This window comes from Verticiella sediminum (assembly GCF_007558815.1).
Taxonomy (GTDB): Bacteria; Pseudomonadota; Gammaproteobacteria; order Burkholderiales; family Burkholderiaceae_B; genus Verticiella; species Verticiella sediminum.
In genome coordinates, this window is the sequence record NZ_VLTJ01000007.1 from 90355 (window position 1) to 116641 (window position 26287).

24 protein-coding genes and 1 pseudogene are annotated in these 26287 nt (G+C 69.7%); 17 read left to right on the top strand and 8 right to left on the bottom strand.

Annotated elements, in window-relative coordinates:
* The first annotated feature begins 111 nt into the window (after positions 1–111).
* From FOZ76_RS03770 to FOZ76_RS03780, 3 genes are all read left to right on the top strand, one after another.
* Positions 112–2166: a M3 family metallopeptidase gene (locus FOZ76_RS03770; RefSeq protein ID WP_143946801.1), complete on the top strand. Its 2055-nt coding sequence runs from the start codon at positions 112–114 to the stop codon at positions 2164–2166.
* 92 nt (positions 2167–2258) lie between these two features.
* Positions 2259–3239 carry an NADPH:quinone oxidoreductase family protein gene (locus FOZ76_RS03775; RefSeq protein WP_143946802.1) on the top strand — a complete coding sequence of 327 codons (981 nt, stop codon included), beginning with the start codon at positions 2259–2261 and terminating at the stop codon, positions 3237–3239.
* Between the two features lie 75 nt (positions 3240–3314).
* Positions 3315–4346 (top strand): NADP-dependent oxidoreductase, encoded by a 1032-nt coding sequence (locus FOZ76_RS03780; protein WP_143946803.1) that lies wholly within the window; start codon positions 3315–3317, stop codon positions 4344–4346.
* Here the strand turns inward: FOZ76_RS03780 and FOZ76_RS27845 are convergent.
* Both FOZ76_RS27845 and FOZ76_RS03790 read right to left on the bottom strand, forming a co-directional pair.
* Positions 4343–4609, bottom strand: a pseudogene (locus FOZ76_RS27845) (acyl-CoA dehydrogenase family protein); the annotation flags it as partial. The gene FOZ76_RS03780 and the pseudogene FOZ76_RS27845 overlap by 4 nt on opposite strands.
* 184 nt (positions 4610–4793) lie before the next feature.
* Complete coding sequence (locus tag FOZ76_RS03790; RefSeq protein WP_143946804.1) at positions 4794–5225, bottom strand: secondary thiamine-phosphate synthase enzyme YjbQ; 432 nt, start codon at positions 5223–5225, stop codon at positions 4794–4796.
* 322 nt (positions 5226–5547) lie between these two features.
* On the opposite strand from FOZ76_RS03790, the gene FOZ76_RS03795 reads away from it, so the two are divergent.
* The 3 genes from FOZ76_RS03795 (at position 5548) to FOZ76_RS03805 (ending at position 8548) form a co-directional block, all read left to right on the top strand.
* Positions 5548–6729 carry an MFS transporter gene (locus FOZ76_RS03795; protein ID WP_143946805.1) on the top strand — a complete coding sequence of 394 codons (1182 nt, stop codon included), beginning with the start codon at positions 5548–5550 and terminating at the stop codon, positions 6727–6729.
* A 146-nt stretch (positions 6730–6875) separates the two neighbouring features.
* The gene (locus FOZ76_RS03800; protein WP_143946806.1) at positions 6876–7358 is read left to right on the top strand and encodes a MarR family winged helix-turn-helix transcriptional regulator; all 483 of its coding nucleotides are present in this window, start codon (positions 6876–6878) and stop codon (positions 7356–7358) included.
* A complete protein-coding gene (locus FOZ76_RS03805; protein WP_143946807.1) occupies positions 7355–8548 on the top strand; it encodes a multidrug effflux MFS transporter in 1194 nt (397 codons plus the stop codon). Before FOZ76_RS03800 ends, FOZ76_RS03805 begins: the two co-directional genes overlap by 4 nt.
* Here the strand turns inward: FOZ76_RS03805 and FOZ76_RS03810 are convergent.
* Positions 8506–9435, bottom strand: a complete 930-nt coding sequence (locus FOZ76_RS03810) for a LysR substrate-binding domain-containing protein (RefSeq protein WP_143946808.1) — start codon at positions 9433–9435, stop codon at positions 8506–8508. The genes FOZ76_RS03805 and FOZ76_RS03810 overlap by 43 nt on opposite strands.
* A gap of 124 nt (positions 9436–9559) precedes the next feature.
* Here FOZ76_RS03810 and FOZ76_RS03815 point away from each other — a divergent pair, with 124 nt between their 5' ends.
* Positions 9560–10264, top strand: coding sequence for an FMN-dependent NADH-azoreductase (locus tag FOZ76_RS03815; RefSeq protein ID WP_143946809.1), 705 nt, complete (start codon positions 9560–9562; stop codon positions 10262–10264).
* 176 nt (positions 10265–10440) lie between these two features.
* Here the strand turns inward: FOZ76_RS03815 and FOZ76_RS03820 are convergent, their stop codons facing one another.
* Entirely contained in the window at positions 10441–11154 is a 714-nt protein-coding gene (locus tag FOZ76_RS03820; RefSeq protein WP_143946810.1) for a metallophosphoesterase, read from the bottom strand.
* Between the two features lie 189 nt (positions 11155–11343).
* Here FOZ76_RS03820 and FOZ76_RS27390 point away from each other — a divergent pair, with 189 nt between their 5' ends.
* The 9 genes from FOZ76_RS27390 (at position 11344) to FOZ76_RS03860 (ending at position 19754) form a co-directional block, all read left to right on the top strand.
* Entirely contained in the window at positions 11344–11511 is a 168-nt protein-coding gene (locus tag FOZ76_RS27390; RefSeq protein WP_170235281.1) for a hypothetical protein, read from the top strand.
* A 179-nt stretch (positions 11512–11690) separates the two neighbouring features.
* On the top strand, positions 11691–12470 hold the full coding sequence (xth, locus tag FOZ76_RS03825) for an exodeoxyribonuclease III (RefSeq protein ID WP_143946811.1): 780 nt from the start codon (positions 11691–11693) through the stop codon (positions 12468–12470).
* Between the two features lie 195 nt (positions 12471–12665).
* Positions 12666–14012 carry a TolC family protein gene (locus FOZ76_RS03830; protein WP_211365995.1) on the top strand — a complete coding sequence of 449 codons (1347 nt, stop codon included), beginning with the start codon at positions 12666–12668 and terminating at the stop codon, positions 14010–14012.
* Positions 14005–15054, top strand: a complete 1050-nt coding sequence (locus FOZ76_RS03835) for an HlyD family secretion protein (RefSeq protein WP_143946813.1) — start codon at positions 14005–14007, stop codon at positions 15052–15054. Before FOZ76_RS03830 ends, FOZ76_RS03835 begins: the two co-directional genes overlap by 8 nt.
* Entirely contained in the window at positions 15036–16244 is a 1209-nt protein-coding gene (locus tag FOZ76_RS03840; protein WP_143946814.1) for an ABC transporter permease, read from the top strand. Before FOZ76_RS03835 ends, FOZ76_RS03840 begins: the two co-directional genes overlap by 19 nt.
* Positions 16241–17395, top strand: coding sequence for an ABC transporter permease (locus tag FOZ76_RS03845; RefSeq protein WP_143946815.1), 1155 nt, complete (start codon positions 16241–16243; stop codon positions 17393–17395). The genes FOZ76_RS03840 and FOZ76_RS03845 overlap by 4 nt, the downstream gene beginning before the upstream one ends.
* A gap of 88 nt (positions 17396–17483) precedes the next feature.
* Positions 17484–17840 (top strand): type II toxin-antitoxin system prevent-host-death family antitoxin, encoded by a 357-nt coding sequence (locus tag FOZ76_RS03850; RefSeq protein WP_143946816.1) that lies wholly within the window; start codon positions 17484–17486, stop codon positions 17838–17840.
* Entirely contained in the window at positions 17840–18502 is a 663-nt protein-coding gene (locus FOZ76_RS03855; RefSeq protein WP_143946817.1) for an ATPase, read from the top strand. Before FOZ76_RS03850 ends, FOZ76_RS03855 begins: the two co-directional genes overlap by 1 nt.
* Positions 18503–18647: 145 nt before the next feature.
* On the top strand, positions 18648–19754 hold the full coding sequence (locus tag FOZ76_RS03860) for an acyl-CoA dehydrogenase family protein (RefSeq protein WP_170235282.1): 1107 nt from the start codon (positions 18648–18650) through the stop codon (positions 19752–19754).
* Between the two features lie 49 nt (positions 19755–19803).
* Here FOZ76_RS03860 and FOZ76_RS03865 read toward each other — a convergent pair whose 3' ends face one another.
* From FOZ76_RS03865 to FOZ76_RS03880, 4 genes are all read right to left on the bottom strand, one after another.
* On the bottom strand, positions 19804–21057 hold the full coding sequence (locus FOZ76_RS03865; protein ID WP_143946819.1) for an Hsp70 family protein: 1254 nt from the start codon (positions 21055–21057) through the stop codon (positions 19804–19806).
* Positions 21058–21163: 106 nt separating this feature from the next.
* Positions 21164–22291, bottom strand: a complete 1128-nt coding sequence (locus FOZ76_RS03870; RefSeq protein ID WP_143946820.1) for an acyl-CoA dehydrogenase family protein — start codon at positions 22289–22291, stop codon at positions 21164–21166.
* 39 nt (positions 22292–22330) lie between these two features.
* On the bottom strand, positions 22331–23920 hold the full coding sequence (locus tag FOZ76_RS03875; protein WP_143946821.1) for an AMP-binding protein: 1590 nt from the start codon (positions 23918–23920) through the stop codon (positions 22331–22333).
* A gap of 70 nt (positions 23921–23990) precedes the next feature.
* A complete protein-coding gene (locus FOZ76_RS03880; protein ID WP_143946822.1) occupies positions 23991–24788 on the bottom strand; it encodes an IclR family transcriptional regulator in 798 nt (265 codons plus the stop codon).
* 184 nt (positions 24789–24972) lie between these two features.
* Between FOZ76_RS03880 and FOZ76_RS03885 the strand changes: the two genes are divergently transcribed.
* Positions 24973–26154 (top strand): thiolase family protein, encoded by a 1182-nt coding sequence (locus FOZ76_RS03885; RefSeq protein WP_143946823.1) that lies wholly within the window; start codon positions 24973–24975, stop codon positions 26152–26154.
* Positions 26155–26287 lie beyond the last annotated feature (133 nt).

The following is a 26287-nucleotide window of genomic DNA, read 5'->3' on the forward strand; positions in this document are numbered from 1 at the left end:
CAGGCGGCGCGCCGGCGTAAGCTGGAGTACTCGCCGAGCACGCGGCTTGCATGCGTGCGGCCCGTCCCCATCTGGCTCCCATCGACATCCCGGAAAGCAACCCCTACCCCTATGACCAATCCCTTGCTGAACATCGGCGAACTGCAGGATTTCGCCGCCATCCGTCCGGAACACGTCGAGCCCGCCATCGACACCCTGCTGGCCCGGGCGCGCGCCGCGATCGAGAAGGCCGCGGACCCCGCCACGCCCGCGACCTGGGAAGCCGTGATCGACGCCATCGACGATGCCGGCGAACCGCTGTGGCGCGCCTGGTCCGCCGTCGGCCACCTGAACGCCGTGGTCAACACCCCCGAGCTGCGCGCCGCCTACAACGCGGCCCTGCCGAAAGTCACCGAATTCTCCACCTGGGTCGGCCTGCACGAAGGCCTGTACCGCCAGTACAAGCGTCTGCGCGAGGATGCCGGCTTCGCCGCCCTCTCGCCCACGCGCCAGCGCATCATCGAACTCGCCCTGCGTGATTTCCGCCTTTCGGGCGTGGAGTTGCCGCAGCCGCAGCGCGAGCGCTTCGCCGAGCTCTCCGAAGAGCAGGCGGCGGTTTCGCAGAAGTTCTCCGAGAACGTGCTCGACGCCACCGACGGCTACGCCCTCTACGTGGAGGACGACACCGAACTGGCCGGCATACCGGACGATGTGATCGCCGCGGGCCGGGCGGCGGCGCAGGCCGACGGCAAGCCGGGCTGCAAGCTCACGCTGCAGGCGCCCTGCTACATCCCGGTGATGCAGTACGCGCACAGCGGCGAGCTGCGCGCCCGGCTGTACAAGGCCTACGGCACGCGCGCATCCGACACGGCGCAAAGCCCCGACTACGACAACTCCGGCCTGATCGAGCGCCTGCTCACGCTGCGCGCGGAGGAAGCCGGCATGCTCGGCTTCGCGCATTTCGCCGAGCAGCAGTTGCAGACGCGCATGGCCGAGTCGCCGGCGCAGGTGCTCGACTTCCTGTGCGATCTGGCCGCGCGCGCCAAGGCCTACGCCGTCCGGGACCTGGACGAAGTCCGCGCCTTCGCGCGCGACGAACTCGGCCTGCAGGAACTGCACCCGTGGGACGTGGCCTACGTCTCGGAACGCCTGCGCACCAAGCGCTACGACTACTCCGAGGACGAGGTCAAGCGCTACTTCCCGCAGCCGCGGGTGGTCGCCGGCCTTTTCGACGTGGTCCAGGCGCTGTTCGGCGTGCGCATGGCGCACGCGCGCGACGCCTCGGTCTGGCACAAGGACGTCGAAGTCATCCGCGTCGAGGATGCCGACGGCGCGCTCGCCGGCCACCTGTATCTCGACCTCTTCGCGCGCACCGGCAAGCAGGGCGGCGCCTGGGTGGACCTGGACCGCAACCGCCGGCGCACGGCGCGCGGGCTGCAGACGCCCGTGGTGTTCCTGACCTGCAACTTCACGCCGCCCTCGGCCGAGCAGCCCTCGCTGCTCACGCACGACGACGTCATCACCCTGTTCCACGAGATGGGCCACGCGCTGCACGCCCTGCTCTCCGAGGTCGACGAACCCGGCGCATCGCCCTTCGGCAGTGTGGAGTGGGACGCCATCGAGCTGCCCTCGCAGTTCATGGAGAACTTCTGCTGGGAGTACGACGTGCTGCAGCGGCTCTCGGCCCACGTCCAGACGGGCGAAGCGCTGCCGCGCGAGCTGCACGGCCGCATGCTGGCGGCGCGCAACTTCCAGAGCGGCCTGGGCACGGTGCGGCAGATCGAGTTCGCACTGTTCGACATGCTGCTGCACCAGAACAAGGATGTGGCCAACATCGGCGCCGTGATGCAGATCCTGCGCTCGGTGCGCGACGAGGTGGCCGTGCTGGTGCCGCCGGACTGGCACCGCTCGCCGCACAGCTTCTCGCACATCTTCGCGGGCGGCTATGGCGCCGGCTACTACAGCTACAAGTGGGCCGAGGTGCTGTCGGCCGACGCCTTCGCCGCGTTCGAGGAGGCGGCCGGCGCCGGGCACACCCGGCTGCTGCCGGAAGTGGGCGCGCGTTTTCGCAAGGAGATCCTGGCCGTGGGCGGCAGCCGCTGCGCGCTGGATTCCTTCGTCGCCTTCCGCGGCCGCAAGCCGGACATCGCCGCTCTGCTGCGCCATAGCGGGATGGCCGAAGCCTGACGGCGCTGCTACACTCGCCGGGACGTTTAGAAAAGTCGGAATGGACGCGCAGCGTCCATCCCCGCGGCATATAACTGGAGGAACCACGTCCCATGAAAGCGCTTTTGTGCAAGCAGTACGGCCTGCCCGACACCCTCGTCCTGGAAGAAGTGGCCGATCCGCAACCCAAGGCCGACGAGATCGTCGTCGACGTCAAGGCCGCGGGCGTGAACTTCCCGGACGTGCTCATCATCCAGAACAAGTACCAGTTCAAGCCCGAGCTGCCGTTCGCGCCGGGCGGCGAGATGGCGGGCATCGTCTCGGCCGTGGGCGAGAACGTCAAGCATCTGAAGGCCGGCGACCGCGTCCTCGGCCTGTGCACCTCCGGCGCCTTCGCCGAAAAGGTCAGGCTACCGGCCGCGCGCGCCATTCCGGTGCCTGAAGGCGTGGGCTTCGATACCGCGGCCGCCTTCCTGCTCACCTACGGCACCTCCTGGCACGCGCTGAAGGATCGTGCCGAGCTCAGGGCCGGCGAAACCGTGCTGGTGCTGGGCGCTTCCGGTGGCGTGGGCATCTCCGCCATCCAGATCGCCAAGGCGCTGGGCGCGCGCGTGATCGCCGCCGCCTCGACCGAGGAAAAGCTGCAGATCTGCCGCGACAACGGCGCGGACGAGACCATCAACTACGCCAGCGAAGACCTGCGCGAGCGCCTCAAGGCCCTCACCGGCGACAAGGGCCCGGACATCATCTACGACCCCGTCGGCGGCGAGTATGCCGAGCCGGCCTTTCGCAGCATCGGCTGGCGCGGCCGCTACCTGGTGATCGGCTTCGCCAACGGCGAGATCCCCCGCCTGCCCTTCAACCTGGCGCTGCTCAAGGGGGCGTCGATCGTCGGCGTGTTCTGGGGCAGCTATACGCAGCGCGAGCCGCAGCGTTTCGCGCAGGACGTCAAGGACATGTTCGCCCTGGTCGCCGAAGGCAAGCTGCGCCCGCACATCTCGGCGCACTACCCGCTCGCGCAGGGCGCGCAGGCGCTCAACGACATGATGAACCGCAAGGTCACGGGCAAGGTCGTGATCGAAGTGGCCGCCTGACCCGAACAGCGTTTCAGGCGCGGCCGGCGTAAGTTGCCGCCGGGCCGCGCACCGCCACCCACTCAGGAGATACCCATGACAGCTCAACGTGCGCAGCGCATTGTGCTTGCCTCGCGGCCGGACGGCCACGTCAGCCCGGACAATTTCCGCCTCGAAACCGTCGACGTACCGGCGCCCGCCGAAGGCGAGGTGCTCGTGAAGGTGCACTACCTGTCGCTGGACCCCTATATGCGCGGGCGCATGAACGAGTCGCGCTCGTACGCCCAGCCGCAGCCGCTGGGCGAGACCATGGTCGGCGGCACGGTCGGCGAGGTGGTGGCGTCCCGCCACGCCGGCTTCGAGCCGGGCGAGCACGTGGTCGGCAATCTCGGCTGGACCGAATACGGCGTGGCCAAGGGCGCGGCCCTGCAGAAGGTGGATACCAGCCGCATCCCCATGTCGGCCTACCTGGGCCCGGTCGGCATGCCCGGCATGACCGCCTGGTACGGCTATCGCAAGATCATCGCGCCCAAGCGGGCCAGCGAGACCATCGTGGTCAGCGCGGCCAGCGGCGCCGTGGGCAGCGTGGTCGGGCAGCTCGCCAAGATCGACGGCATGCGTGCGGTCGGCATCGCCGGCGGCCCCGAGAAGTGCGCGTACGTCGTCGACGAACTCGGCTTCGACGCCTGCGTGGACTACAAGCAGGCCAAGGACCTGCGCGAACTGGCCCGGCTGGTGCGTGCCGCCACGCCGGACGGGGTCGACGGCTACTTCGAGAACGTCGGCGGCGACGTGCTCAATGCCGTGATGGCGCGCCTGAACACCTTCGCCCGCGTGGCCGTGTGCGGCCTGATCTCCGATTACGACAACAAGCCCGACGAGCCGGCCCGCAGCGCCATCCTGAACCCCGCCATGTTCCTGGTGGCCCGCTTCAAGATGGAAGGCTTCATCGTCTCCGATCACCTGGACCTCTGGCCCGAAGGCCTGAAGGAGCTGGGCGGACACGTCGGCGGCGGCCGCATCAAGTACCGCGAGACCGTGGCCGAGGGCCTGGCCAGCGCGCCGGACGCCTTCATCGGCCTGCTCAAAGGCCGGAACTTCGGCAAGCAGCTCGTCAAACTGGTCTAACGCGAGCACCGGCCGGCCCGACCGGCCGTCATGCCGAGGTTCCCGCCCCTGGGCCGCGGCACGTTCGACCCGGGCCGAACCGCCATGCGCCGCACCGCCCGGGTATCGCCGCCCACGTCCCCGGGCATGCAGATGCCCAGCCACCCGCCGCTGGCGACGGCCTCGAAGAACTCGTGCGGGAACTCGTGGTTCCTGTCCCTTGCCCGCCAGTACTCGAGCGGGAAGTCGGCGCAGATCTTCTCTGCGGCATCGACGATGGCCCGCTGTCCTTCGCTGAGTTGATCACCATGCCGGGCTTGTAGTCTTCGAAATAGAGGCCGGCCATGCGGTGTCTCCCATGCCGCGCCCGCCGGGAGACACCCGGAGGAACGGCCCGCCGGCGGGCTTGCGCCGTGTTCGCGCGACTGTCGTGCGGCCCGGCCGCGAGGGCGCGCGCCGGGCCCTTCTTCAAGCGCCGGTCAGCGTGATCGTGAGCTGGCGCCGGTGCCCGTGCGTGCGATGCTCCCAGAGGTAGATCCCCTGCCAGGTGCCCAGGGCCAGCGCGCCGGCCACGATGGGCACGGTCGCGCTCGCGCTGGTCAGCACCGCGCGGATGTGCGCGGGCATGTCGTCCGGGCCTTCGTCGTCGTGCCGGTAGGCCGGATCGCCATCGGGAACCAGGCGCGCGATATACCGTTCGAGGTCGTGGCGCACCTCGGGTGCGGCATTCTCGGTGATGATGAGCGAACAGCTCGTGTGGTGCGTGTAGACGTGCGCGGTTCCCGCCTGCATGCCCGCCTCGGCGACGCAACGCGCCACTTCGCGCGATATTTCCGTGAACCCGCGGCCGGGCGTGAGAACGCTGAATCGGTGCTGGACGATGCGGGCAGGCAGGGACATGCGGCGGCTTTCCGGATGGATCAGGCCGCCATTGTTCCACACAGCTCGGCGCAGCGGCGGCCGGCGTCGCTGTGCCGGGACATGCAGGGGCTCCGGTGCGGATGGCGGCTTCGACCGCCCTCGGAGCAAACGGCATTCCCCGGCGTGGCGGTGGCATAATCGCCCTTTCACCCGCGCGCCGGCCAGCTCCGTGGCTGGCCGCTGCCCTTCCCCCCTTCATGATGCACCGGTCCCGTTGGCCCCTCCCGCTGCCCGTCGTCCGACGGGTGTGGGGCGCTGCTGGCCGCGCGCCCTGCCGCCCGTCCGCCGGGCACGTACCATCGTGACAGACGACGACACCTTCAGCCTGCGCCGCATCGCCGTTCCGGCGTTCGGCCCTTCCCTGCTCTACGGCGCCGCCAATGGCGCCATCCTGCCGGTGCTCGCGTTGAGCGCGCGCGATCATGGCGCGTCGCTGGCCTTGTCCGGCTTCGTCGCCGCCCTGGTCGGCATCGGCTCGCTGCTCGGCAACATCCCCGCGGCAATGCTGGCTGCACGCATCGGCGAGCGGCGCGCCATGATCCTCGCCGGTGTGCTGAGCACGCTCGCGCTGATCGGCTGCATCCTGTCGCCGGGCGTGTGGTCGCTCGGCGCCTGCGTGCTGCTCGTGGGCGCGGGCTCGGCGGTATTCCTGCTGGCGCGCCAGACCTATCTGACCGAAGCGGTGCCGCTGAGCATGCGCGCGCGCGCCTTGTCCACGCTGGGCGGCACCACGCGCATCGGGGTCTTCGTGGGCCCGTTCGCGGGAGCCGCCTTCATCCACGCCTTCGGGCTCTCGGGGGCCTACGCGGTGGCGGCCGTCGCCATGGCGGGCGCCGGGTTCATCGCCTGGGCCTCGCCCGATCTGGGCGTCGAGCCGCGCGACGGCCCCGCCCCCGTCCGTCCCCGGATACGCATCGTGGACGTCATGCGCGCGCACCGGCACGTCTTCGCCACGCTGGGCGTCGGTGTGCTGCTGGTGAGCGTGCTGCGCGCATCGCGCCAGGTCGTCGTACCGCTCTGGGCCGAGCAGCTCGGGCTCGAACCCACGACCATTTCGCTCGTCTACGGGCTGGTCGCGGCGATCGACATGTCGGTGTTCTACCCGGCCGGCAAGGTCATGGACCAGCACGGTCGGCTGTGGGTGGCGGTGCCCAGCTCGGTGCTGATGGGGCTGGCCCTGATCGCCATTCCATGGACGCATGCGCCGATCGCGTTCGTGCTCGTCTGCCTGGTGCTGGGCTTTGGCAACGGGATCGGTTCGGGCATCGTCATGACGCTCGCCGCCGATGCCTCGCCCGCGCAGGGGCGCACGCAGTTCCTGGGGGTGTGGCGGCTGATGTCCGACCTGGGCACCAGCGGCGGGCCCGCGCTGCTGGCCGCCATGACCTCGCTGGTGTCGCTGGCCGCGGGGATCAGCGTGATCGGCTGCATGGGGCTGGTCGCGGCCGCCGTGTTCTATCGCTGGGTGCCGCGGCCGCACTGAGACCGGCCCGCCGGGCGTCTGCGCGGGCTCGCCTCGGCGCCAGCCTGCCGGGCCTGCGCGACCTGGGCCTCTTCTGCCTGGCCCGACATGAAAGTTTCCAATGCAATTGATGATATGTCATCAATTGATGTATCATTGATGCCCTCATGAACACCATCCCACCCACCAGCCCTGCCCCGGACGGGCATGCGCTGGGTGCCCGCATCGGGCTGGCCGCCCGGCTGTGGCGGCGCGCCGTCGATCAACGTCTCCAACCCTATGGCCTCACGCAGGCCACCTGGCGCCCCCTGTTGCAGCTCGCGCGCGCGCCCGAGGCGCTGCGCCAGAAGGAACTCGCCCAGGCGCTCGGGCTCGACAACTCCGCCGTGGTGCGTGTGCTCGATGCGCTCGCAGCCGCGGGCCTGATCGAACGCAAGGGCCTGCCCGACGATCGGCGCGCCAGGGCCATCGTGCTGACGCCCGCCGGGCTGGCCATGGTCGAGCAGGTCACCGCGAGCGCGGCCGACGTCCTGGAGAAGGCAACGGCCGGCATCGCCGCCGAGGACCTGGCCACCGCCGAGCACGTGCTTGCGCGCATCTGCGCCAGGCTGAGCGACGCCGACGACATCGGCGAGGCGGCGCGGCCATGAACGCGACGGCCGTCCGCCCCGCCGTGCCGCTCTGGCTGCTCGCGCTCATCACGCTGAGCGGCACGCTCGCCATGCACATCTTCGTGCCCGCGCTGCCCTCGGCGGCACGCGAGCTTGGCGTGTCCCAGAGCACGATGCAGATGACGCTCAGCGTCTACATCCTGGGGCTGGCGCTGGGGCAGTTGATCTACGGCCCCCTGTCCGACCGCTACGGCCGCAAAGGCACGTTGATGGTCGGCCTGGGGATCTACACCGTGGGCGGGTTTGCCGCCATGCTGGCGCCGGATGCGCACGCCTTGATCGGCGCCCGGCTGTTCCAGGCGCTGGGCGGCTGCGCGGGCCTGGTGCTCGGCCGCGCCATCGTGCGCGACACCTCGGCGCCCGACCAGGCCGTGCGCCGGCTCGCCCTGATGACTCTCATGATCACGCTCGGCCCGGGCCTGGCCCCGCTGCTCGGCGGCATTCTGGCCGAATACGTCGGCTGGCGCTCCATCTTCGTCGTGCTGTGCGGGCTGGGTATCTTCAATACGGTGCTCGCCTGGCGCCTGCTGCCCGAGACATCGGCGGGCGGCGCCACGAGTTTCCGGGCCGTGGGCCGGCACTATGGCGAACTGCTGCGCACCCCGCAGTTCCTGTACTACACCATCGGCGGGGCCTGCGCGACGACCTCGATCTATGCCTTCGTGTCGGCCGCGCCATTCATCTTCACGCACGAGCTGCACCGCTCCAGCTCGGAGGTCGGGCTGTACCTGGCCGTCGTGGTCCTGGGCTCGGCCACCGGCAGCCTGATCGCCAGCCGCGCCTTTGGCCGGATTCCCCTGCGGCGGCTGTTGCTCGCCGGCAACGCGCTCAGCGTGCTCGTCGCCATCACCCTGCTCGTCAGCGTGCTGGCGCACGGCATGTCGGTCTGGCTCACGCTGCTGCTGGTCTATGGCTTCACTCTGGGCGCGGGCATCGCGTCGCCCGCGGCGCTGACCCAGGCGATCGGCGTCAATCCGCGCGTCGTGGGCTCGGCCTCCGGGCTGTACGGGTCGATCCAGATGGGCGTGGGCGCATTGAGCACCGTGCTGGCCGGCATCGGCCCCAGCCCCTCGCTGGCTGCCGCCACTACCCTGGCGGTGATGGCGGCCATTGGCCAATACTGCTTTCAGCGCGCGCTGCGCAGCCGGCCGCTGCCCAAGGCAACCTGAGGCGGCGGCACGCAGGCGCGTATCCAGGCGCACACCGCGGCCACCGCGGGCTCGTCGGCCCGCTCGGCGGGATAGACCAACTGGAACGGCGGCGCGCGCAAGGCGGGTCCGAAGGGCTGGTGCAAGCTGCCCTCGGCCAGTTCGCGCGCGATCAGCGGCAGGCTCATCAGCGCGACACCCTGCCCCGCCATGACCGCACCGATGATGTGCGTCTCGTCGGTGAAGGTGGGGCCGGCCTCCAGATCCAGGCCGGGCACGCGCGCCTGGGCCTGCCAGGTACGCCAGTCCATGGGCAGGCTGCGGCCCCGATAGGGTTCGAAGTGCAGCAGGGTCTGGCCGACCAGGTCCGCGGCGCGGCTCAGCCCCAGCCGCGGGCTGCACACGGGCGCGAATACATTGGTGAACAAGGGTTCCTGGCGCAGTCCGGGCCAAGGCCCGAGGCCATAGCGGATGGCCACGTCGGCCGTCAGGCCGTCCAGCGCCACCGGCTCGTGGGTGGCGTGGACCCTGACATCCAGCCAAGCCGCGCTCGCACGCAGTTGTTCCAGGGCCGGCATCAGGCATCGCACGGCAATGGCAGGTGTGGTGGACACCGTCAGGCAAGCGCGCGTGGCAGGCCTGCGCGCCTGCGCCACGGCGTCGTGCACGGTATCGAAGGCCGATTCCAGCGCCTGCGCGAGAGCCCTGGCCTGCGCCGTGGGCAGCAGTTGCCGCGGCCGGCGCACGAAGAGCTCGGTGCCGAGCTCCTCTTCGAGCAGGCGGATCTGGTGGCTGATCGCCGTGGGCGTGACCGACAGCTCGGCCGCGGCGTCGCGCGCGCTGCCCAGGCGCACCACCGCCTCGAACGCGCGCAGCGCAACCAGCGACGGCAGGCGCCGGCGTTTCATGGATGAATTTTCTTTTGCCATGACGACGAGAAATCATCGTTTGTCCAGCAATGAATGGTTCGATAGATTGGTCTCTGTCGTCAAGCACGACATGAATCCTTCTCAACCATGCATGGAGAACACCATGGCCAACCTACTCATCGTCGACGCCAGCGCTCGCCCAGGCCTGGGCGGTATCGACGCCCATGGCGCCTATTCCCGCCGGCTCACGCACCATTTCGCCTCGCGCTGGCGCCTGCGACGGCCGGGCGATGTCATCGTGCACCGGGAGGTCGGGCTGACGCCGCCCGCGGCCGTCACGCACGACTGGATCGCCGCAGCCTATACGCCCGTGGCGCAGCGTACGCCGGCCATGCGCGCCGCACTGCGCGAGAGCGACGCCCTGGCCGCCGAGCTGGCGCAGGCCGATCTGCTCGTCATCGGCTCGCCGCTCTACAACTTCGGCATGCCGGCGGGCCTCAAGGCCTGGGTGGACAACGTCGTGCGCATCGGTGTCACGATGGACTTCGTGCCCGAGCGCGCCGATCCCTACGTCCCGCTGCTCGCGCCGCGCCGCATCCGCGCGGCAAGCCTGGTCGCACGCGGCGGCCATGGTATGGACCCGGGCGGCGAGCACGCTGCCATGAACCATCTGGAAAGCTCTCTCACGACGGCCTTGGGCTTCATCGGCGTGACCGATTTCGCGCACGTCGCCGTCGAGCACCAGGAGTTCGGCGGCCAGGCGCTGGACGCCTCGCTGCACCGGGCGCTCGCCTCGGTCGATGCGCTGGCGCAGCGCTGGGATGCGGAGCTGCGGTGCGCGCTGGAGGCTGTGCCGGCCTGCGCGTGACGCCCTGAGTCGGTCCGCGTCCAGCCTCTACACCGCCGCGCTTTGCGCGCCATCCTCGGTGAGCCGGGTAGACCGGATGATCGGCGCTGCCGAGCGCGAATGGGGCCCCGGTGCCGTCGAACGCTCCAAGCATGCGACTGGCACGTCCATTTATCTGGATCTTCGTCTTCGTCGGGCTAGCGCAGCGGCCGGGCGCGTCGCTGCGCTAGCGGTTCGGCCGGTGCCAGCGTGGCCAGGTCGAGCAGTGTGAAGTGGCCGTCCGGCAGCCAGCCGCCGGTATCGATGTGATGCACATTGCCGAGCACGCGGATGTCGGCGAGCGGGCTATGGCCGACCACCAGTGCGCGCAGCCCGGCCACCGGCCGCGTGTCGCCCTCGGTGATGCGGGTGCGATCCCACAGGGCCAGCGCGCGGGCCGATCGGCCCGTCTCCAGGCGCTCGGGCAAGCGCCCCCAGTCGCCGCCCGGACAGTCGGCATGGATCAGGCCGACCGGGCCGGCTTCGGTTTGCAGCTCGATGGCCCAGGGCAGGCGTGCCAGGGCGGCGGCCACCTTCGCACGCAATACCGGTGCTGCGTCGATGAACCAGCCGCCGCCGTTGGCGCGATAGTTCTCGCGGTCCATCGGGTTGCCTTGCGCGTAGCGCAGGGCCATATCCTCGTGGTTGCCGCGCACCGCGTGCAGCCAGGGCCGCTCGAGCCAGGTCAGCACCTGGGCGGATTCCGGCCCCCGGTCCACCAGATCGCCCACGCTGAACAGCCTGTCGCGCTTGGGATCGAAGCCGATACGCTCCAGTTCGGTGCGCAATGCGCTGAAATGGCCGTGGATATCGCCGACCGCGATATCCCGGCCGTGGGTGTTGCGCGCATGGCGCTGCAGCCATTCGTTCATGTCCTTGTCCGTCTACAGCCCGGTTGGCACCCTCGCGGCAGTGCCAGCCGAACGTTGCGCGCCCGGTAGCAGCCGGACGCCGTTCGACCAGGCACGATGCTTGCTAAGTGCTCTGTGCGAACCATCTGGAGGAGAGGGCTCATCGTGTCTATATCAACATTCCTCGCTGTCGATCGAAAGAGTAATCTGGTGACGCTGTTCGTACGACCCAAGCCCGTCACTCCCCTGGATCACCTGGACCTGGCGAGCAGCCAGTACTGCGATCTGCACGGGCGCCCGGCAACCTACCTCGGCAACGACACGTTCCAGTTGTTCGATGGAACCCTTGCCAAGCGCAGCAACAGCGCTGCGGACTGACGTCCCGGACCACATTGACCTGGCGCGACGCCGCAGCTTGCTGCGGCGTCGTTGTTTGTGGGATGTGGAACGTGAAGCGAACGCAGGATGGCGTCGAATGCGGCAAGGCGATCGTCCAGGCGGCCGGCAAACTCGCATAGAATTCATAAGTACATAAGAATCAACACGTTATTCGCTTCATGAAAATCGCCACCTGGAACGTCAATTCCCTGAAAATCCGCCTCAACCAGACCCTGGACTGGCTGGCCGCCAACCCGGTGGACGCGCTGTGCCTGCAGGAACTCAAGCTCACCGACGACAAATTCCCGCTGGCCGCCATCGAGGAGGCCGGCTATCACGCCGCGTTCACGGGGCAGAAGACCTACAACGGCGTGGCCGTACTGAGCCGTGCGCCCGTCCGTGACGTGGTGCGCAACATGCCGGGTTTCGACGACACCCACCAGCGCCTGATCTCGGTGACGCTGGACAGCCCGGCGGGAGAGGTGCGCGTGATCAGCGCGTACTGCCCGAACGGGCAGTCGCTGGACAGCGAGAAATACCCCTACAAGCTGGCTTGGTATGCGGCGCTGCGCGAGCATGTCGCGGCCGAACTGCAGCGCTACCCCCGGCTGGCGCTGCTGGGCGACTTCAATGTCGCGCCCGATGACCGCGACGTGCACGATCCGGCCAAATGGGAGGGCCAGGTCCTGGTGTCCGAACCGGAGCGCGCGGCGCTGCGCGCGCTGATCGAGCTCGGCCTGTCCGACGCGTTTCGCCTGTTCGAGCAGCCCGAGAAGTCGTTCAGTTGGTGGGACTACCGGCAGCTCGCCTTCCGGCGCAATGCCGGCCTGCGCATCGATCACATCCTGCTCTCGCCGCCGCTGCGCGATGCGTGCACCGCCTGCGCGATCGACAAGGAGCCGCGGCGCAACGACCAGCCCTCGGACCACGCGCCGGTGGTCGCGACCCTGGATCTCTGAGCACGCGCCAAGCGTCAGTCTCGTCCACCTCGCGGCCTGCATGCCGCTCGATGTGACGTTGCCTGAGGGCAACAATACCGGGACGCTGGATTGCGCACCCCTGGGCACGATGCAACACTTGGTTGTCGATCGAAACAGGAAGCTGCCGTGGGGGGAATCGGGAAGGCATCGCGATACCTGCAGGCCCGGCGGCGGTTGTGCGCATGCCTCCTGGCTCTTGCGCCGGCCAGTGTGGCGCTGGCCTCGCCTGCCCTGAGTTTCGACGAAGCGCAACGGCGTCTGGAACAGGTGTCCGATGCGCTCGCCGCCGCCGATGCCGCTGTGCGTCAGCGCCAGGATCTGCAGGACGCTACGCGCTACCTGCGGCTGCCCGAGATCACGGCCGAGGTGCGGCGGCTGAATTTCCAGAAGACCATCGAGGTGCCACTGGGCCCGCTCGAGCCGCTCGCACAGGAATTCGGCATTCAGGGCCCGCTCTCGCGCAAGTACGAGGACTGGCGCACGCGGCCCGTCGTATCCGCCGTGCTGCCTCTCTATACCGGCGGGCAGATCCCCGCGGCGCAGCGCGCCGCAGCCGCCGCGACGGACCAGGCGAGCGCCGAACGGGAGTCAGAGCGGCAGTCATTGTCGGTACAATTGGTGCAAGCCTATTTCGGCCAGCAGCTCGCCGAAATGGCCGCCGGTATCCGCAAGGACACCCTGGCGGGCCTGGAGCGCCATCTGTCCGACGCCGCCAAGCTCGAGCGCGAGGGTTTCGCCACGCGCGCGCAGCGCCTGCAGGCGACGGTAGCGCGCGACAAGGCGGCGCGCGAATACCAGAAAGCCGTCAACGACCTGGCCATCCTGCAGACGGCGCTGGCCACCTTGCTGCGCAGCGAGAAGGTCGTGCCGACCCTCTCCCCCTTGTTCGTCAACCATCGCCCTCCCGGCCGGCTCGTCGAATTCGAAGACGCGGCGCGCGCCCTGCACCCGCAACTCAACGCCCTGCGCGCAACGGCGGCGCAGGCCGAGCAAGGCGTGGCGGTGCAGCAGGCCAAGCTCAAGCCGCAGGTCTATCTGTTCGGACAATACGATCTGCGTCGCCGCGACCAGTTGCTGGACGATGCGGACTGGGCAGTCGGCATCGGTATGCGCTACACCCTGCTTTCGCCGCAGGACAGGCCGCGCCAGGTGAGTGCGGCGCGCGCGCAGCTACAGCGCGCAGAAGCCGGCATACGCGAGGCCGAGAACCAGGTGGTGCTCGGCGTGCGCAAGGCATGGTACGAACTCGACACCGCGCGCGAACAATACCGCCTGCTCGGCAGCAGCATCGCCCAGGCCCAGGAAAACCTGCGCCTGCAGGAGCTTTCCTACCGCGAAGGCCAGGCCACGTCGCTCGATGTGATCGATGCCAGGCTGGCCCTGGGCGGTGCTCGGGTCGAGCGCGCCCAGGCCGCCTATCAATACGACGTCGCGCTCGCCATGTTGCTCGAAGTGAGCGGGCAGATGCATCGCTACGACGAGTTCCGCCGCCGCGCCGACCAGACCCTTGCCCATGATTGAACCCGCGCCGTCCACCACCGACACGCCGGCTTCGGCACCCTCGCCGTCACCCCCGTCCCGCGCGCGCCGTCTTGCCGCGCTGCTGCTCGGGCTGTTGCTGGTCGCCGTCATCGCGGCCGGGCTGTGGCTCGCCAGCCGGCCGGCCCCGGGACAGGTACAAGGCATGGTCGATGCCGACTCGGTGAACGTCGCCGCCAAGATCACGGCCCGCGTGGCCAGCCTGGCGGTGCGCGAAGGCGCACGGGTCGATGCCGGGCAGATCCTGTTCGAGCTGGACAGCCCGGAGGTGGCGGCCAAGGCATCCCAGGCCCGCGCCGCCGTCGCCGCCGCGCAGGCCGTCGCCGACAAAGCCGATGAAGGTGCGCGCAGCGAGGACATCCGCGCCGCGCAGGCCAACTGGAAGCGTGCCGTGGCCGGCGCCGAACTCGCCCGGGCCACCTATCGCCGCGTCGACAATCTCTATCGCGAAGGCGTGCTCACCCGCCAGAAGCGCGACGAAGCCCTGGCCCAGGCACGCAGTTCCGACGAGCTGGCGAACGCCGCGCGCGCCCAGTACGACCAGGCGCTTGCCGGCGCGCGGCTGGAGGACAAAGCCGCGGCCCAGGCCCAGGTGCGTCAGGCCGAGGGCGCGCTGGCCGAGGTCGAGGCCGCGCGCGAGGAGACCCGCGGCCGATCCCCGCAGGCCGGCGAGGTCAGCAAGCGCATGGCCGATGTGGGCGAACTGGTGCCGGCAGGGTTTCCCGTCTTCACCATCGTCGATGTGGACCACCCCTGGGTGGCTTTCTATTTGCGCGAGGACGACATGGGCGGCGTCGGGATGGGCGGTCGGCTGCGCGGCACCATCCCGGCGCTCGCCGGCCGCTCGGCCGAGTTCGAGGTGTATTTCATCAATCCGGCGGGCGAGTACGCGACCTGGCGCGCTACGCGGCAGTCCTCGGGCTACGACGTGCGCAGCTTCGAGGTGCGCGCCCGGCCCGTCGAGCCCATCGCCGGCCTGCGCCCAGGCATGAGCGTGCTGTATCCATGGCCGCCCACGCGGTGACGGCGGCAGCGCGCGCGGGCTTTCGCCGGGCGTGGCGGCGCGAGTGCCGGCATCTGGCGCGTGAGCGCTGGGATCTCGCCTTCGTGACGCTGCTGCCCATCGCCATGCTGGTGCTCATGGCCTGGCTGCTCAGCCCCTCGGTCATGCGCGAGATTCCCGTCGCGGTCGTCGACCAGGACAACAGCGTGGACAGCCGCGAACTGCTGCGCCTGATCGACGCAAGCCCAGGCGTACGCATTGCGCGCCAGGAGACGAGCCCGGAGGAAGGTTTCGCGGCCGTGCGCCGCCTGGACGTCTACGCCACCGTTCTGGTGCCGCGCGACTTCGGCCGGGCCCTGCGGCGCGGCGAGCGCGTCACCGTGATCGACTACTACAACGGCAGCTATCTCACGGCCGGCCAGTCGGCTGCGCGCGACATCGGCGACGCCGTGACGGCCTTCAACACGCACTTTCTGACCCGGACGATGGCCGCGCAGCGCGGCCCCCAGGGCCTGCGTCCAGCGCCGGTGGTGGTGCAGAGCGGCATTCTCGGCAATCCGGCGCGCAGCTACGAGCTGTTCCTGCTGCCCTTGATCGCGCCCGCCCTGCTCTCGCTGGTGTCGGCCCTGGCCATGGCGGCGGCACTCGGCCGCGAGATCCGCGACGGCACCTGCGCGATCTGGCTCGGCAAGGCGCCGGTGCGCGCGATCCTGGGCAAACTGATGCCCTATGTGCTGCTCTTCACGCTCTATGGCCTCGCAAGCCTGGCCTACGTGGGCTGGATACGCGGCCACGGCATCGCCGGCAGTCTCGCCTTGCTGGCCGCCGGCCAGTTCCTGTTGCACCTGGCTTGCGCGGCGGTGGCCTGCTTCTTCGCCGGGGTGCTGCGCGACATGGGCAGCGCCATGTCGCTGGTCGGCCTGTCGATCGGCGCATCGCTCGCTTTCTCGGGCGCCACGTTTCCCACCATCGGCGCGCCGCTCTTCGTGCGGGCGTGGAGCGCCGCGCTGCCGCTGACGGCTTATGAGCACGTGCAGAGCCAGCAGATGCTGATCGGCTCGCCCTGGCCCGTCTCCCTGGCCCCGCTGGGCACGCTGCTGGTGATCGCCGCAGTGTGCGGCGCGGTCGGTATCCGGCGGCTTGCGCCGCTGGGGCGTCCGCAGGCAGTAGGCGGGAATGGCATTCCCGCCGACGCCGGAGCGCGGCCATGAGCGCCGGCTTCTTCGCCGCCTGGCGCGCAACGTTGCTGGCCATCGTGACCGACCGCTATGCCGTGGTCACCATGATCGGTGCAGTGATCCTGTACTCGTTCTTCTATCCCTCGGCCTATCGTCACGAGGTGGCCAGCGACTTGCCGATCGTGGTGGTGGACCAGGACGCCAGCGCCTTGAGCCGCGCCCTGTTGCGCCGCGTGCAGGCGCTGCGCGAGGTGCGCGTGGTGGCCCAGGCCACAGACCTGGACGCGGCCCGGCGCATCGTGCAAGCGCGCGAGGCCGACGCCTTGCTCTACATCCCGCGCGACTTCGCCCGCGACGTGCTGCGCGGCCAGCAGGGCCCGCTGGTACTGCTGGCCGAGGGCGCCTACCTGGGGCGGGCAAGCTGGGCGCTGACCGGGCTGGCCGCCGCCGTCGGGGATTTCGCGGCGCAGGCGGCGGGCGCGCAGGCCAGGTTCCTCGGCGCGCCCATGCAGCCTCCCGTGCGACTCGTGCAACGCCCGCTCTTCAATACGCACGAAGGCTATGGCAGCAGCATCGTGCCAGGAGTATCCATCCTCATCGTGCACCAGACTTTGCTGATCGGCATCGGCGTGCTGCTGGGTACGCGCCGGCAGGCCACGGGCCGTCGCCTGAGCCTGCCGCCGCGCCGGCTGCTCGGCATGCTGGCCGGGTTCGCCACCGTCGGCCTGGGCGGTATGCTGTACTACCTGGGCTTCACGGCCTGGGTGCAGGATTACCCGCGCGGCGGCAATCTGCCGGGGCTGCTCGTGGCGGCGCCCTTGCTGGTAGCGGCCACGGTGCTCTTCGGCACCTTCGTCGGCAGCTACTTCGACACGCGCGAACGCGCCTTCCAGTATGTGACGGCCACCTCGATCCCGCTCTTTTTCCTGGCCAACCTGTCCTGGCCCGACGTGCTGACGCCGCCGGCACTGCACACCGCCGCCCAGGCGCTTCCCATCGTGCCGGGCATCAACCTGATGGTGCGCCTCAATCAGATGGGCGTGTCGCTGCATGAGGTGCGGGGCGAACTGTGGACGCTTGCCGGGCTGGTGCTCGGCTATGGTCTCTTGGTCTGCTGGCGTTTTCGGCCGCAGCGCCGGGCCGTCGCCCGCGCTGCGCTGCCGGCGCCGGCGAGGGAACCATGAACGCCTGGCGTATACCTTTGGCTATTTTGGCCAATATGGGTAAAATGGGCTTGTCCGCGAACCCGACGCGCTCCCGCCAGGAGGCACCATGACCACCGCCCTTCAGTCCCCTCCATTCGATACCCTGCCCCGCGCCGCGGCTTCGGATGTCAAGAAGCACGGCTGGCGCGGCGTCATGCGCAGGGTCAGCGAGCAGGGTAAACTCGTCATCACCAACCACAGCGCGCCCGAAGCCGTCGTGCTGTCCATGCGCGAATACAAGGCCCTCATGGCGGCCGTGGAGGCCGCCCATGAAAGCGCTGCCTCCGGGCTGGATGCCCTGCGCAGCCGCTTCGACGAGCGCCTGGCCGTCCTGCGCCAGGACGACGCCGCCGAGCGGCTGCGTTCCATCTTCGACGAGCCGGTCGCGCTCGAGGGTGCAGTCAAGGCCGGTAGCGGGTACTGATGCCCCGCCCGGCGCTGTATGTGCTTGCCGGCGTCAACGGCGCCGGCAAGAGTTCCATCGGCGGCCACCTGCTCACGCGCAAGGGGTTGGCCTGGTACAACCCCGACACCTATGCGCGCGAACTGATCGCCCTGACGGGCTGCACCCAGGGCGAAGCCAACGCGGCCGCCTGGCAGGAGGGCATGCGCAGGCTCGACGCAGCCCTCGCCGCGGGCGAGACCTACGCCTTTGAGACCACCCTGGGCGGCAACACCGTGGCGCGCAAGATCGCCGCCGCTTCCCGCACCCACGACGTGATGGTCTGGTTCTGCGGGCTGGACACGCCCGAGCGGCACATCGCCCGCGTGCGCGCCCGGGTCCAGGCCGGCGGACATGACATTCCCGCCGACAAGATACGCGAACGCTACGACGCCGCGCGCCTGAACCTGATCGCCCTCATGCCGCGTCTGGCCCGCCTGCACGTCTACGACAACAGCCAGGATGCCGCGCCCGGCGCCGGCGTGGCCGATCCGCGCCTGCTGCTCGACATGGCGCAAGGCCGGCCGCGCTGGCCCACCGCCGTGGACGATCTCGCGCGTACGCCGGAGTGGGCCAAGCCCCTGGTGGAGGCGGCCATGGCGGGCGGCGGTCAGGCTGCGCCCGCGCCCGTGCCGACATCCTGAACACGCCGGAAGCGGCCGGACGGTGGCGTCCTGGTTTACGATGACGCCCGCTGTCGCCGGCCGGCGCGCTGCATGTCCCGACGGGACGGGTGTGGCGCGCCGCGCGATGGCCGATGACAAGAAGAACCCTCGGGAGACTCCGTCCATGCCGCTCATGGGGCGCCCAGCCTTCGCCATGCCGCTCGCGCAAGTTCACGATGCCGTCCCGCCCTGGGTGGCGGCCAGCGCCGATGCGCTCGACCAGGGCGTGCACACAAACACCTCCGCGCGCCCCACCGACGTGCTGCCGCGCCTGGCCGAGGCGGGCTATCTGGGCCTGGGCATCCCGCGCGCGGCCGGCGGCCAGGGCGGCGACATCACGGACGCGCTGGCCGCGGTCGTCGCGCTGGCCACGCAGTCGCTCACCGTGGCCTTCGTCTACTGGGCGCAGCGCGGCAGCCTCGAAATCGTGGCGAGCAGTCCCCAGGCGCAGGCTCGCGAGGCCCGCCTGCCCGCGCTGCTGTCGGGCGCACGCGCCGGCGCGCCCGGCCTGTCCAATGCCATGAAGAGCCTGGGCGGCCTCGAGCCCATGCGGGTGCAGGCCAGCCGGGACGACGGCGGCTGGCGCCTGGACGGCCGCGTGCCCTGGACCACCAACGCCCGCCCCGCGGGTTTCAGCGTGATGCTGGGCGCCACCCGTCCGGATGGCGGCGTCGCCGTCTTCGCCGTGGACGGGCCTTCGACGGGGCTGCGAGCCGAACCCCAAGGCCACCTCATCGGCCTGCGCGGCAGCCATACCGCGGCATTGGCGCTGCAAGCCGTGGCGGCAAACGCGCACGCCGTTCTGCACGAGGACCTGGCCTCGGCGCTACCGGCGTTCCGCCCGGCTTTCATCGGCCTGCAATGCGGCCTGTCGCTCGGGCTGGCGAGCGCCTGCATCGCGGCGGCGCGCGCCGCCGGCCCGCTGGCGGGCGCCGTCGCCCAGGGGCTGGATGCGTGCGAGCGCGAACTGGGCAGCCTGTACGATGAATTGCTCGCCGGGTTGCGCAGCGGCGCCTACGCCACCGGCCCGGCCGCCCTGTTCCGCGTGCGCATCGCCCTGGCCTATCAGGTCCGGCAGGCCGCCTGGCTCGAACTGCAGGCGGGCGGCAGTCGCGCCTACCAGGAAGTCAACGGCACCGGTTTCGCGCGGCGCTGGCGCGAAGCCGCCTTCATCCCGATCATCACGCCGACGCTCGCCCAGCTCGAATCGCAATTGGCGGCGTTGCGGTGAGTCTTGCGGCCTGAACGGCCGCCCCGGCGCCCGGGCCGGCGCCGCAGAGTCACCCCAGGCGCCGCTGTGCGTCCAGCGCAAGCCCCGAGCCGATGCTGCCGAACAGGTCGCCTTCGACGTGGGCCGCCTCGGGCAGGCGCGCGGCGATGCGCTGGCGCAGCAGGGGCACGCGGCTGGAGCCGCCGGTGAAGAACACGGTGTCGACGTCGGCGGCGCGCAGGCCGGCATCGACAAGGATGCGCTCGACGGCGCCATCGACGCGCTCGACCAGGCCGCCGATCGCCTGGTCCAGGGCCTGGCGGCTGAGGTTCGCGGTGAGGCCCTTGGCCAGGCGCGACAGGTCGACCTCGGCCTGGCCGGCGTCGGACAGCGAGATCTTCGCCTGCTCCACCTGGTAGGCCAGCCAATGGCCCGCCCGCGCGGCGACCAGGCTGAGCAGCAGGTCGAGCTTGTCCTTGTCCACGGCCTCGGCCCGGATCTGCTTCAACATGTCCTGCATCTTGCGTGTATAGACATTGTTGATGGTGTGCCAGCTCGCCAGATGGATGTAGGGCATGGCCGGCACCTGCTTGCCGCTGGTCAACTCGCCGCCCAGGCCCAGCATGGGCATGATGGCGGACAGGTTGAACTGCTTGTCGAAATCCGTGCCGCCGATGTGCACGCCGCCGTTGGCGAGGATGTCGTCGCGGCGCTCGGCGCGTCCGGCGCGCGCGGGGCCCAGGCGGATCAGCGAGAAGTCGGAGGTGCCCCCGCCGATGTCCACGACCAGCACCAGGGCTTCGGCGTCGATGCGGGATTCGTAGTCGAAAGCGGCGGCCAGCGGCTCGTACTGGAACAGGACGTCGCGAAAACCGACGTCGCGCGCAATGGCTTCGAGGGTGTCCTGCGCGAGCTGGTCGGCCTTGGCGTCGTCGTCCACGAAGAAGACGGGGCGGCCGAACACGGCGCGCTCGAGGCTGCGCCCGGCGCTCGCCTGCGCGCGTTCGCGCAGTTCGCGGATGTAGGCGGTCAACAGCACCCGGAACGGCATGGGCCGCCCACGCACCTCGGTGTGCCCTTCCATCAGCGAGCTGCCGAGCAGGCTCTTCATCGAACGCATGAGGCGGCCGTCGTAGCCGGCCAGATAGTCGGCGAGCGCGGCTCGGCCGTAGCTCACCTCCTCGTCGTCATCGTGAAAGAAGATCGCCGAAGGCAGCGTGGGCTTGTCGTCCTCGAGCTCGAGGAGACTGGGTTGACCCGGCCGGTACCAGCCAACAGTGGAGTTGGAAGTACCGAAGTCGACCCCGCAGGCAGATGTGGTCATGGCGGGTTCCGGCGGTTGGACCGCAACCGCTCGTGGCGGCACGGGCAAAACCGCACAGTGTAGACGATCCGCAAGGCCCGCCGGGCCGGCCCGTTCGCACGCTCGCTCAGAGCGTGCGCGCGATGATCTCCTTCATGATCTCGCTGGTGCCGCCGTAGATGCGCATCACGCGCGCATCGATCCAGGCGCGCCCGATGCCGTACTCGGCCATGTAGCCGTAGCCGCCGTGCATCTGCAGGAAGGCGTCGAGCAGCCTGCCCTGCGCCTCGGTCGAGGTGAGCTTGGCCATGGCGGCCTGCACGGGCGTGAGTTCGCGCTTCAGATGCAGGGCCAGGCAGTGATCGACGAACACGCGCACCATTTCGACTTCCGCGCGCGCCTCGGCGAGCTTGAAGCGGGTGTTCTGGTAGTCGAAGATCGGCTGGCCGAAGGCCTTGCGCTCGCGCGTGTACTGCAGCGTCTGCTCGAGCATGGTCTCGATCGAGGTGGCCGCGCGCAGCGCGATGATGAGGCGCTCCTGCGCGAGTTCGTGCATGAGATAGGCGAAGCCCTTGCCTTCCTCGCCCAGGCGGTTGCCCACCGGCACGCGCACGTTGTCGAAGAAGAGTTCGGCGGTGTCCTGCGCGTGCAGGCCGATCTTCTCGAGCTTGCGCCCCTTGCTGAAGCCGGGCGTGCCCTCCTCCACCACGATCAGCGAGACGCCCTTGGCGCCGGCCTGCGGGTCGGTCTTGCACACCACGACCACGATCTCGGAATTGTAGCCGTTGGTGATGAAGGTCTTCTGCCCGTTGATGACGTACTCGTCGCCCTCGCGCCTGGCATGGGCGCGCACGGACTTCAGGTCGCTGCCGGTGCCGGGCTCGGTCATGGCGATCGCGCCGATCAGCTCGCCGCGCGACATGCGCGGCAGCCAGCGTTCCTTCTGCTCGTCGGTACCGTAGCGGAAGATGTAGGGCGCGACGATGTCCGAATGCAGTGAGAAGCCCAGCCCGCTCGCGCCGGCCCGGGTGATCTCCTCGAGCAGGACGGCCGAGTGGCCGAAGTCGCCGCCCTGGCCGTAGGGCTCGGGCAGCATGGTGTTCAGGAGGCCTTCGCGGCCGGCCTTGCGCCAGACCTCCTTGGGCACGAGGCCGTCCTTCTCCCACTGATCGTGAAAGGGAATGACCTCGCGCTCCAGGAAGCGGCGGGCCTGTTCGCGGAAATGTTCGTGATCGTCGCGATAGACGGTACGCATGTCGATGTTTCTCCTGCCTGTACGGCGATGGCTGTGGGTTCAGTTCGCCGCGCGCCTGGCTGGGCGCACCACGTGCCCGCCCACGGCATGATCGCGGAAATGGTCCTTGAGGCGGCGGCGCAGCAGCTTGCCGCTCTCCAGGCGCGGCAGCGGATGATCGAAGACGAACACGCGCGGCACCTTCAGCCCGGCCAGTTGCTCGCGGCAGTGCGCAGCGAGCGTCTCGGCCATCGCCGCGTCGCCTTCGTAGCCGTCGTGCAGTTGCACGACAGCCAGCACCGATTCGCCGAACTCGGCGTCGGGCGCGCCGATCACGGCAACGTCGGCCACCGCCGGATGCTGGATCAGCGCGTTCTCGATCTCGGCCGGATAGATGTTCACGCCGCCCGACAGGATGAGGTCGACGCGCCGGTCGCTGAGGTAGAGATAGCCTTCGGCGTCGAGATGGCCCAGGTCGCCGTAGGTCGCCCAACCCTTGTCGTTGTAGGCCTTGCGGGTCTTCTCCGGGTCGTTGTGGTATTCGAAGCGCGGGCCGTCCGAGAAATACACGTTGCCGACGTCGCCCGGCGCCAGCTCGTTGCCGTCGTCATCCAGAATCCGCACCTTGCCGAGGATGGCCTGGCCGACCGAGCCCGGATGGGCAAGCCAGTTCTCGCTGTTGATGGAGGTGATGCCGGCCGATTCCGAACCCGCGTAATACTCGTACACGACGGGGCCGAACCAGTCGATGATCTGGCGCTTGACGTGCACCGGGCACGGCGCGGCGGCATGGATGGCCACCTTCAGGCTGGACAGGTCGTAGCGCGCGCGCTCCTCCTCGGGCAGGTCGAGCATGCGCACGAACATGGTGGGCACCCATTGGCTGTGCGTGACGCGAAAGTCCTGGATCGCCTGCAGCGCGACCTGCGGATCGAACTTGCGCATGGCGATGTTGCGCCCGCCGACTTCGGTGGTACGCATCATGTAGCGCAAGGGGGCCGCGTGATAGAACGGCGCCGGCGACAGATACACGGTGTGCTCGTCGAAACCGTAGGTGCGGCGCCAGGATTCGAGTTCGGGCTCGGGCTCCAGGCGCCGCTCGTACGGCACCATGGCGCGGCGGATGCCCTTGGGCAGGCCGGTAGTGCCGGAGGAGTACAGCAGATCGCGGCCGACCGGGCGCGGCGGCAGCTCGTCTGCCATGTCCACGCTGGCCAGCAGCGGCTCCAGCGCGGCCAGGCCCTCGGCCTCGCCTTCCATGACGTAGGCGGGCAAGGCGGCGTCGGCGGCCGTGCGCAGGATGTCGCGCGTCAGGCCGGCCATCGCCGGCGTGGTGAACACCGCCCGGGCGCCGCAGTCGGACAGCACGTAGCCGGCCTCGCGGCCCGTGAGATGGATGTTCACGGGCGTGTAGTAGAGCCCTGCCCGGCGCGCGGCCCAGGCCACGTCGAACAGCGCGAGGTTGTTCTCCATGACCAGGCCGATGTTGTCCCCTGCCTGCAGGCCTTGTCCGATCAGCCAGCGGGCGATGCGCCCGGCGCGTTCGTCGAGCTCGCGCCAGGTGCGCGTTTGCACGATGCCGCCCGCATCGATCAGGGTGAGTGCGGTTGCGTCGGTCTTTTGCTCGGCCCAGCGTCGCAGGGATGTCATGTCTGTCTCCAATCGGGTGAAGCGCACCGGCCGGGTTCGACCCGCGCGCGAATTCGTTGCCGTGTGCGGGTCAGCCGCCGCCCAGCGCCGCCTCGACCGTGCGCACCAGCGTCACCGCGCGCGGACCGATGTCGCTGAAGATCTCGTCGCCGCGCAGGTTGAACTTGCCCACCGAGGTGGCCAGCACCCAGAACTCGCCGTCCACGCGCGTCGGGAACGGCACGGCGACGGTTTCGATTTCGCGGTGCAGGTCGCCATGGCTCAGGCACATGCCGTGTTCGGCCAGGCTGCGTTCGGCAGCCTGCAGGCGCTGCGCCAGCCAGGGGCGGCGCGCGCCGTCCGGATCGTGCAGCACCTGCTCGACGTAGTGCCGGCGCTCGGGCTCGCTCAGGCTGCACAGGTACGCCCGCCCCGACGCGGTACGCGCCACCGAGATGCGCCCGCCGATCTCGGGGCGGAACAGGACGCTGTCGGCGCCGTGCACGATCTCGACGTAGGTGAGTTCGTGGCGATCGGCGGCGACCAGCGCGACCTGGCCGCGCACATGATCGGCAAGCTCCTGCATGAGGGGACGGGCGAGTTGCCGGATGGTCATGCGCGCCAGCACGGGCGCTCCCAGCGTGAGCATGCCCAGCCCCGGTACGTAGCGCGAGAGCCGTTCCGAATAGCGCAGCAGCCCCAGCTCGCAGAGCGTATCGAGCAGGCGCGCCAGCGTCGGCTTGGGCAGGCCGGTGGCCTGGGCCAGTTCCTTGACGCTCAGCGCCGTGCGGGTCGGCGTGAAGGCGCGCATCACGGCCACGCCGCGCGCCAGGGCGCCGACGAGCCGGGATTCGGCCTCGGTATCCGCAGGGACGGTGGCAATTTCCATAGAATTTTGAGTTCTGGTTTCCATTTTTTGAGGATTGTGCCTCATTTTCTGGCATTCAGACATGGAAAAATGGCGTTGACGATGAATAAGTCGAGGCCTATAGTTCAACACCATCCGATGATCGATAACCATTAGACGGCCCTCCGCCGCCCCGAGACTGCGCCGCGCGCGCCAAGGATCCTCCATGCACAACCCCGTCATCGTCGACGCGATCCGCACGCCCATGGGCCGCTCCAAGCCCGGCTCGCTGTTCACCGAGATGCATCCGACCGAACTGCTCGCCCAGACGCTGCAGGCGCTGATCGAGCGCAACAAGATCGACCCGGGCACGGTGGACGATGTCATCACCGGCTGCGTGAGCCAGGTCGGCGAACAATCGGGGTCGCCGGGCCGCGTGGCCTGGCTGGCCGCCGGCTATCCCGAGCACGTGCCCTCCACCACCGTGGAGCGCAAGTGCGGCTCGAGCCAGCAGGCCGTGCATTTCGCCGTGCAGGGCATTGCCGCCGGCGCCTACGACATCGTCATCGCCTGCGGCGTCGAATCCATGAGCCGGGTGCCCATGGGGGTGTCCCGCCTGGACCAGAACCCCTACGGCCCGAGCTTCATCGAACGCTACGCGCCCGGCCCCATCGGCCAGGGCGTATGCGCCGAACGCGTCGCCGCGCGCTGGAACATCGAGCGCGCCGAGCTGGACGCCTACTCGGCCCGCTCGCACGAACGCGCCGACGCTGCGCGCCGCGCCGGCTGGTTCAACAACGAGATCGTGTCCATCCGCACGCCGCACGGCCTGGCCGAGCAGGACGAGACCATCCGCGCCGGCACCACCGCCGAGAAGCTGGGCGATCTCAAGGCGTCGTTCCGCAACGACGAACTGGCTGCCCGCTTCCCCGAGATCAAGGACTGGCGCATCACCGCCGGCAACGCCTCGCAGATCAGCGACGGCGCCTCGGCCATGCTGCTGATGAGCGAGGCCACGGCGCTGCGCCTGGGGCTCACGCCGCGCGCGCGCGTCGTCGCGATGGACGTGATCGGCGACGACCCGCTCATGATGCTCACCGCGCCCATTCCCGCCACCCAGCGCGCGCTGAAGAAGGCCGGGCTCAAGCTCGACGACATCGATCACTTCGAGGTCAACGAAGCGTTCGCGCCGGTGCCCATGGCGTGGCAGCGCGAACTGGGCGCGGACGACAGCCGCCTCAATCCGTGGGGCGGCGCGATCGCCCTGGGTCATCCGCTGGGCGCCTCCGGCACGCGCCTGATGGCCACCATGATCAATGCGCTGCACACCACGGGCGGGCGCTACGGCCTGCAGACCATGTGCGAGGCCGGCGGCATGGCCAACGCCACCATCATCGAACGCTTGTAAATACAATGCGGCACAGCCCGCCGCCCACGACGCTTTGCGACTCGCGCCGCATGCAGCCGGCGCAGCTCGATCGGGGGCACGGCGTATCCGGCTCTGCCGGTCCGCCGGCGCCGCCTCCCGAGAGGGTTCGCGC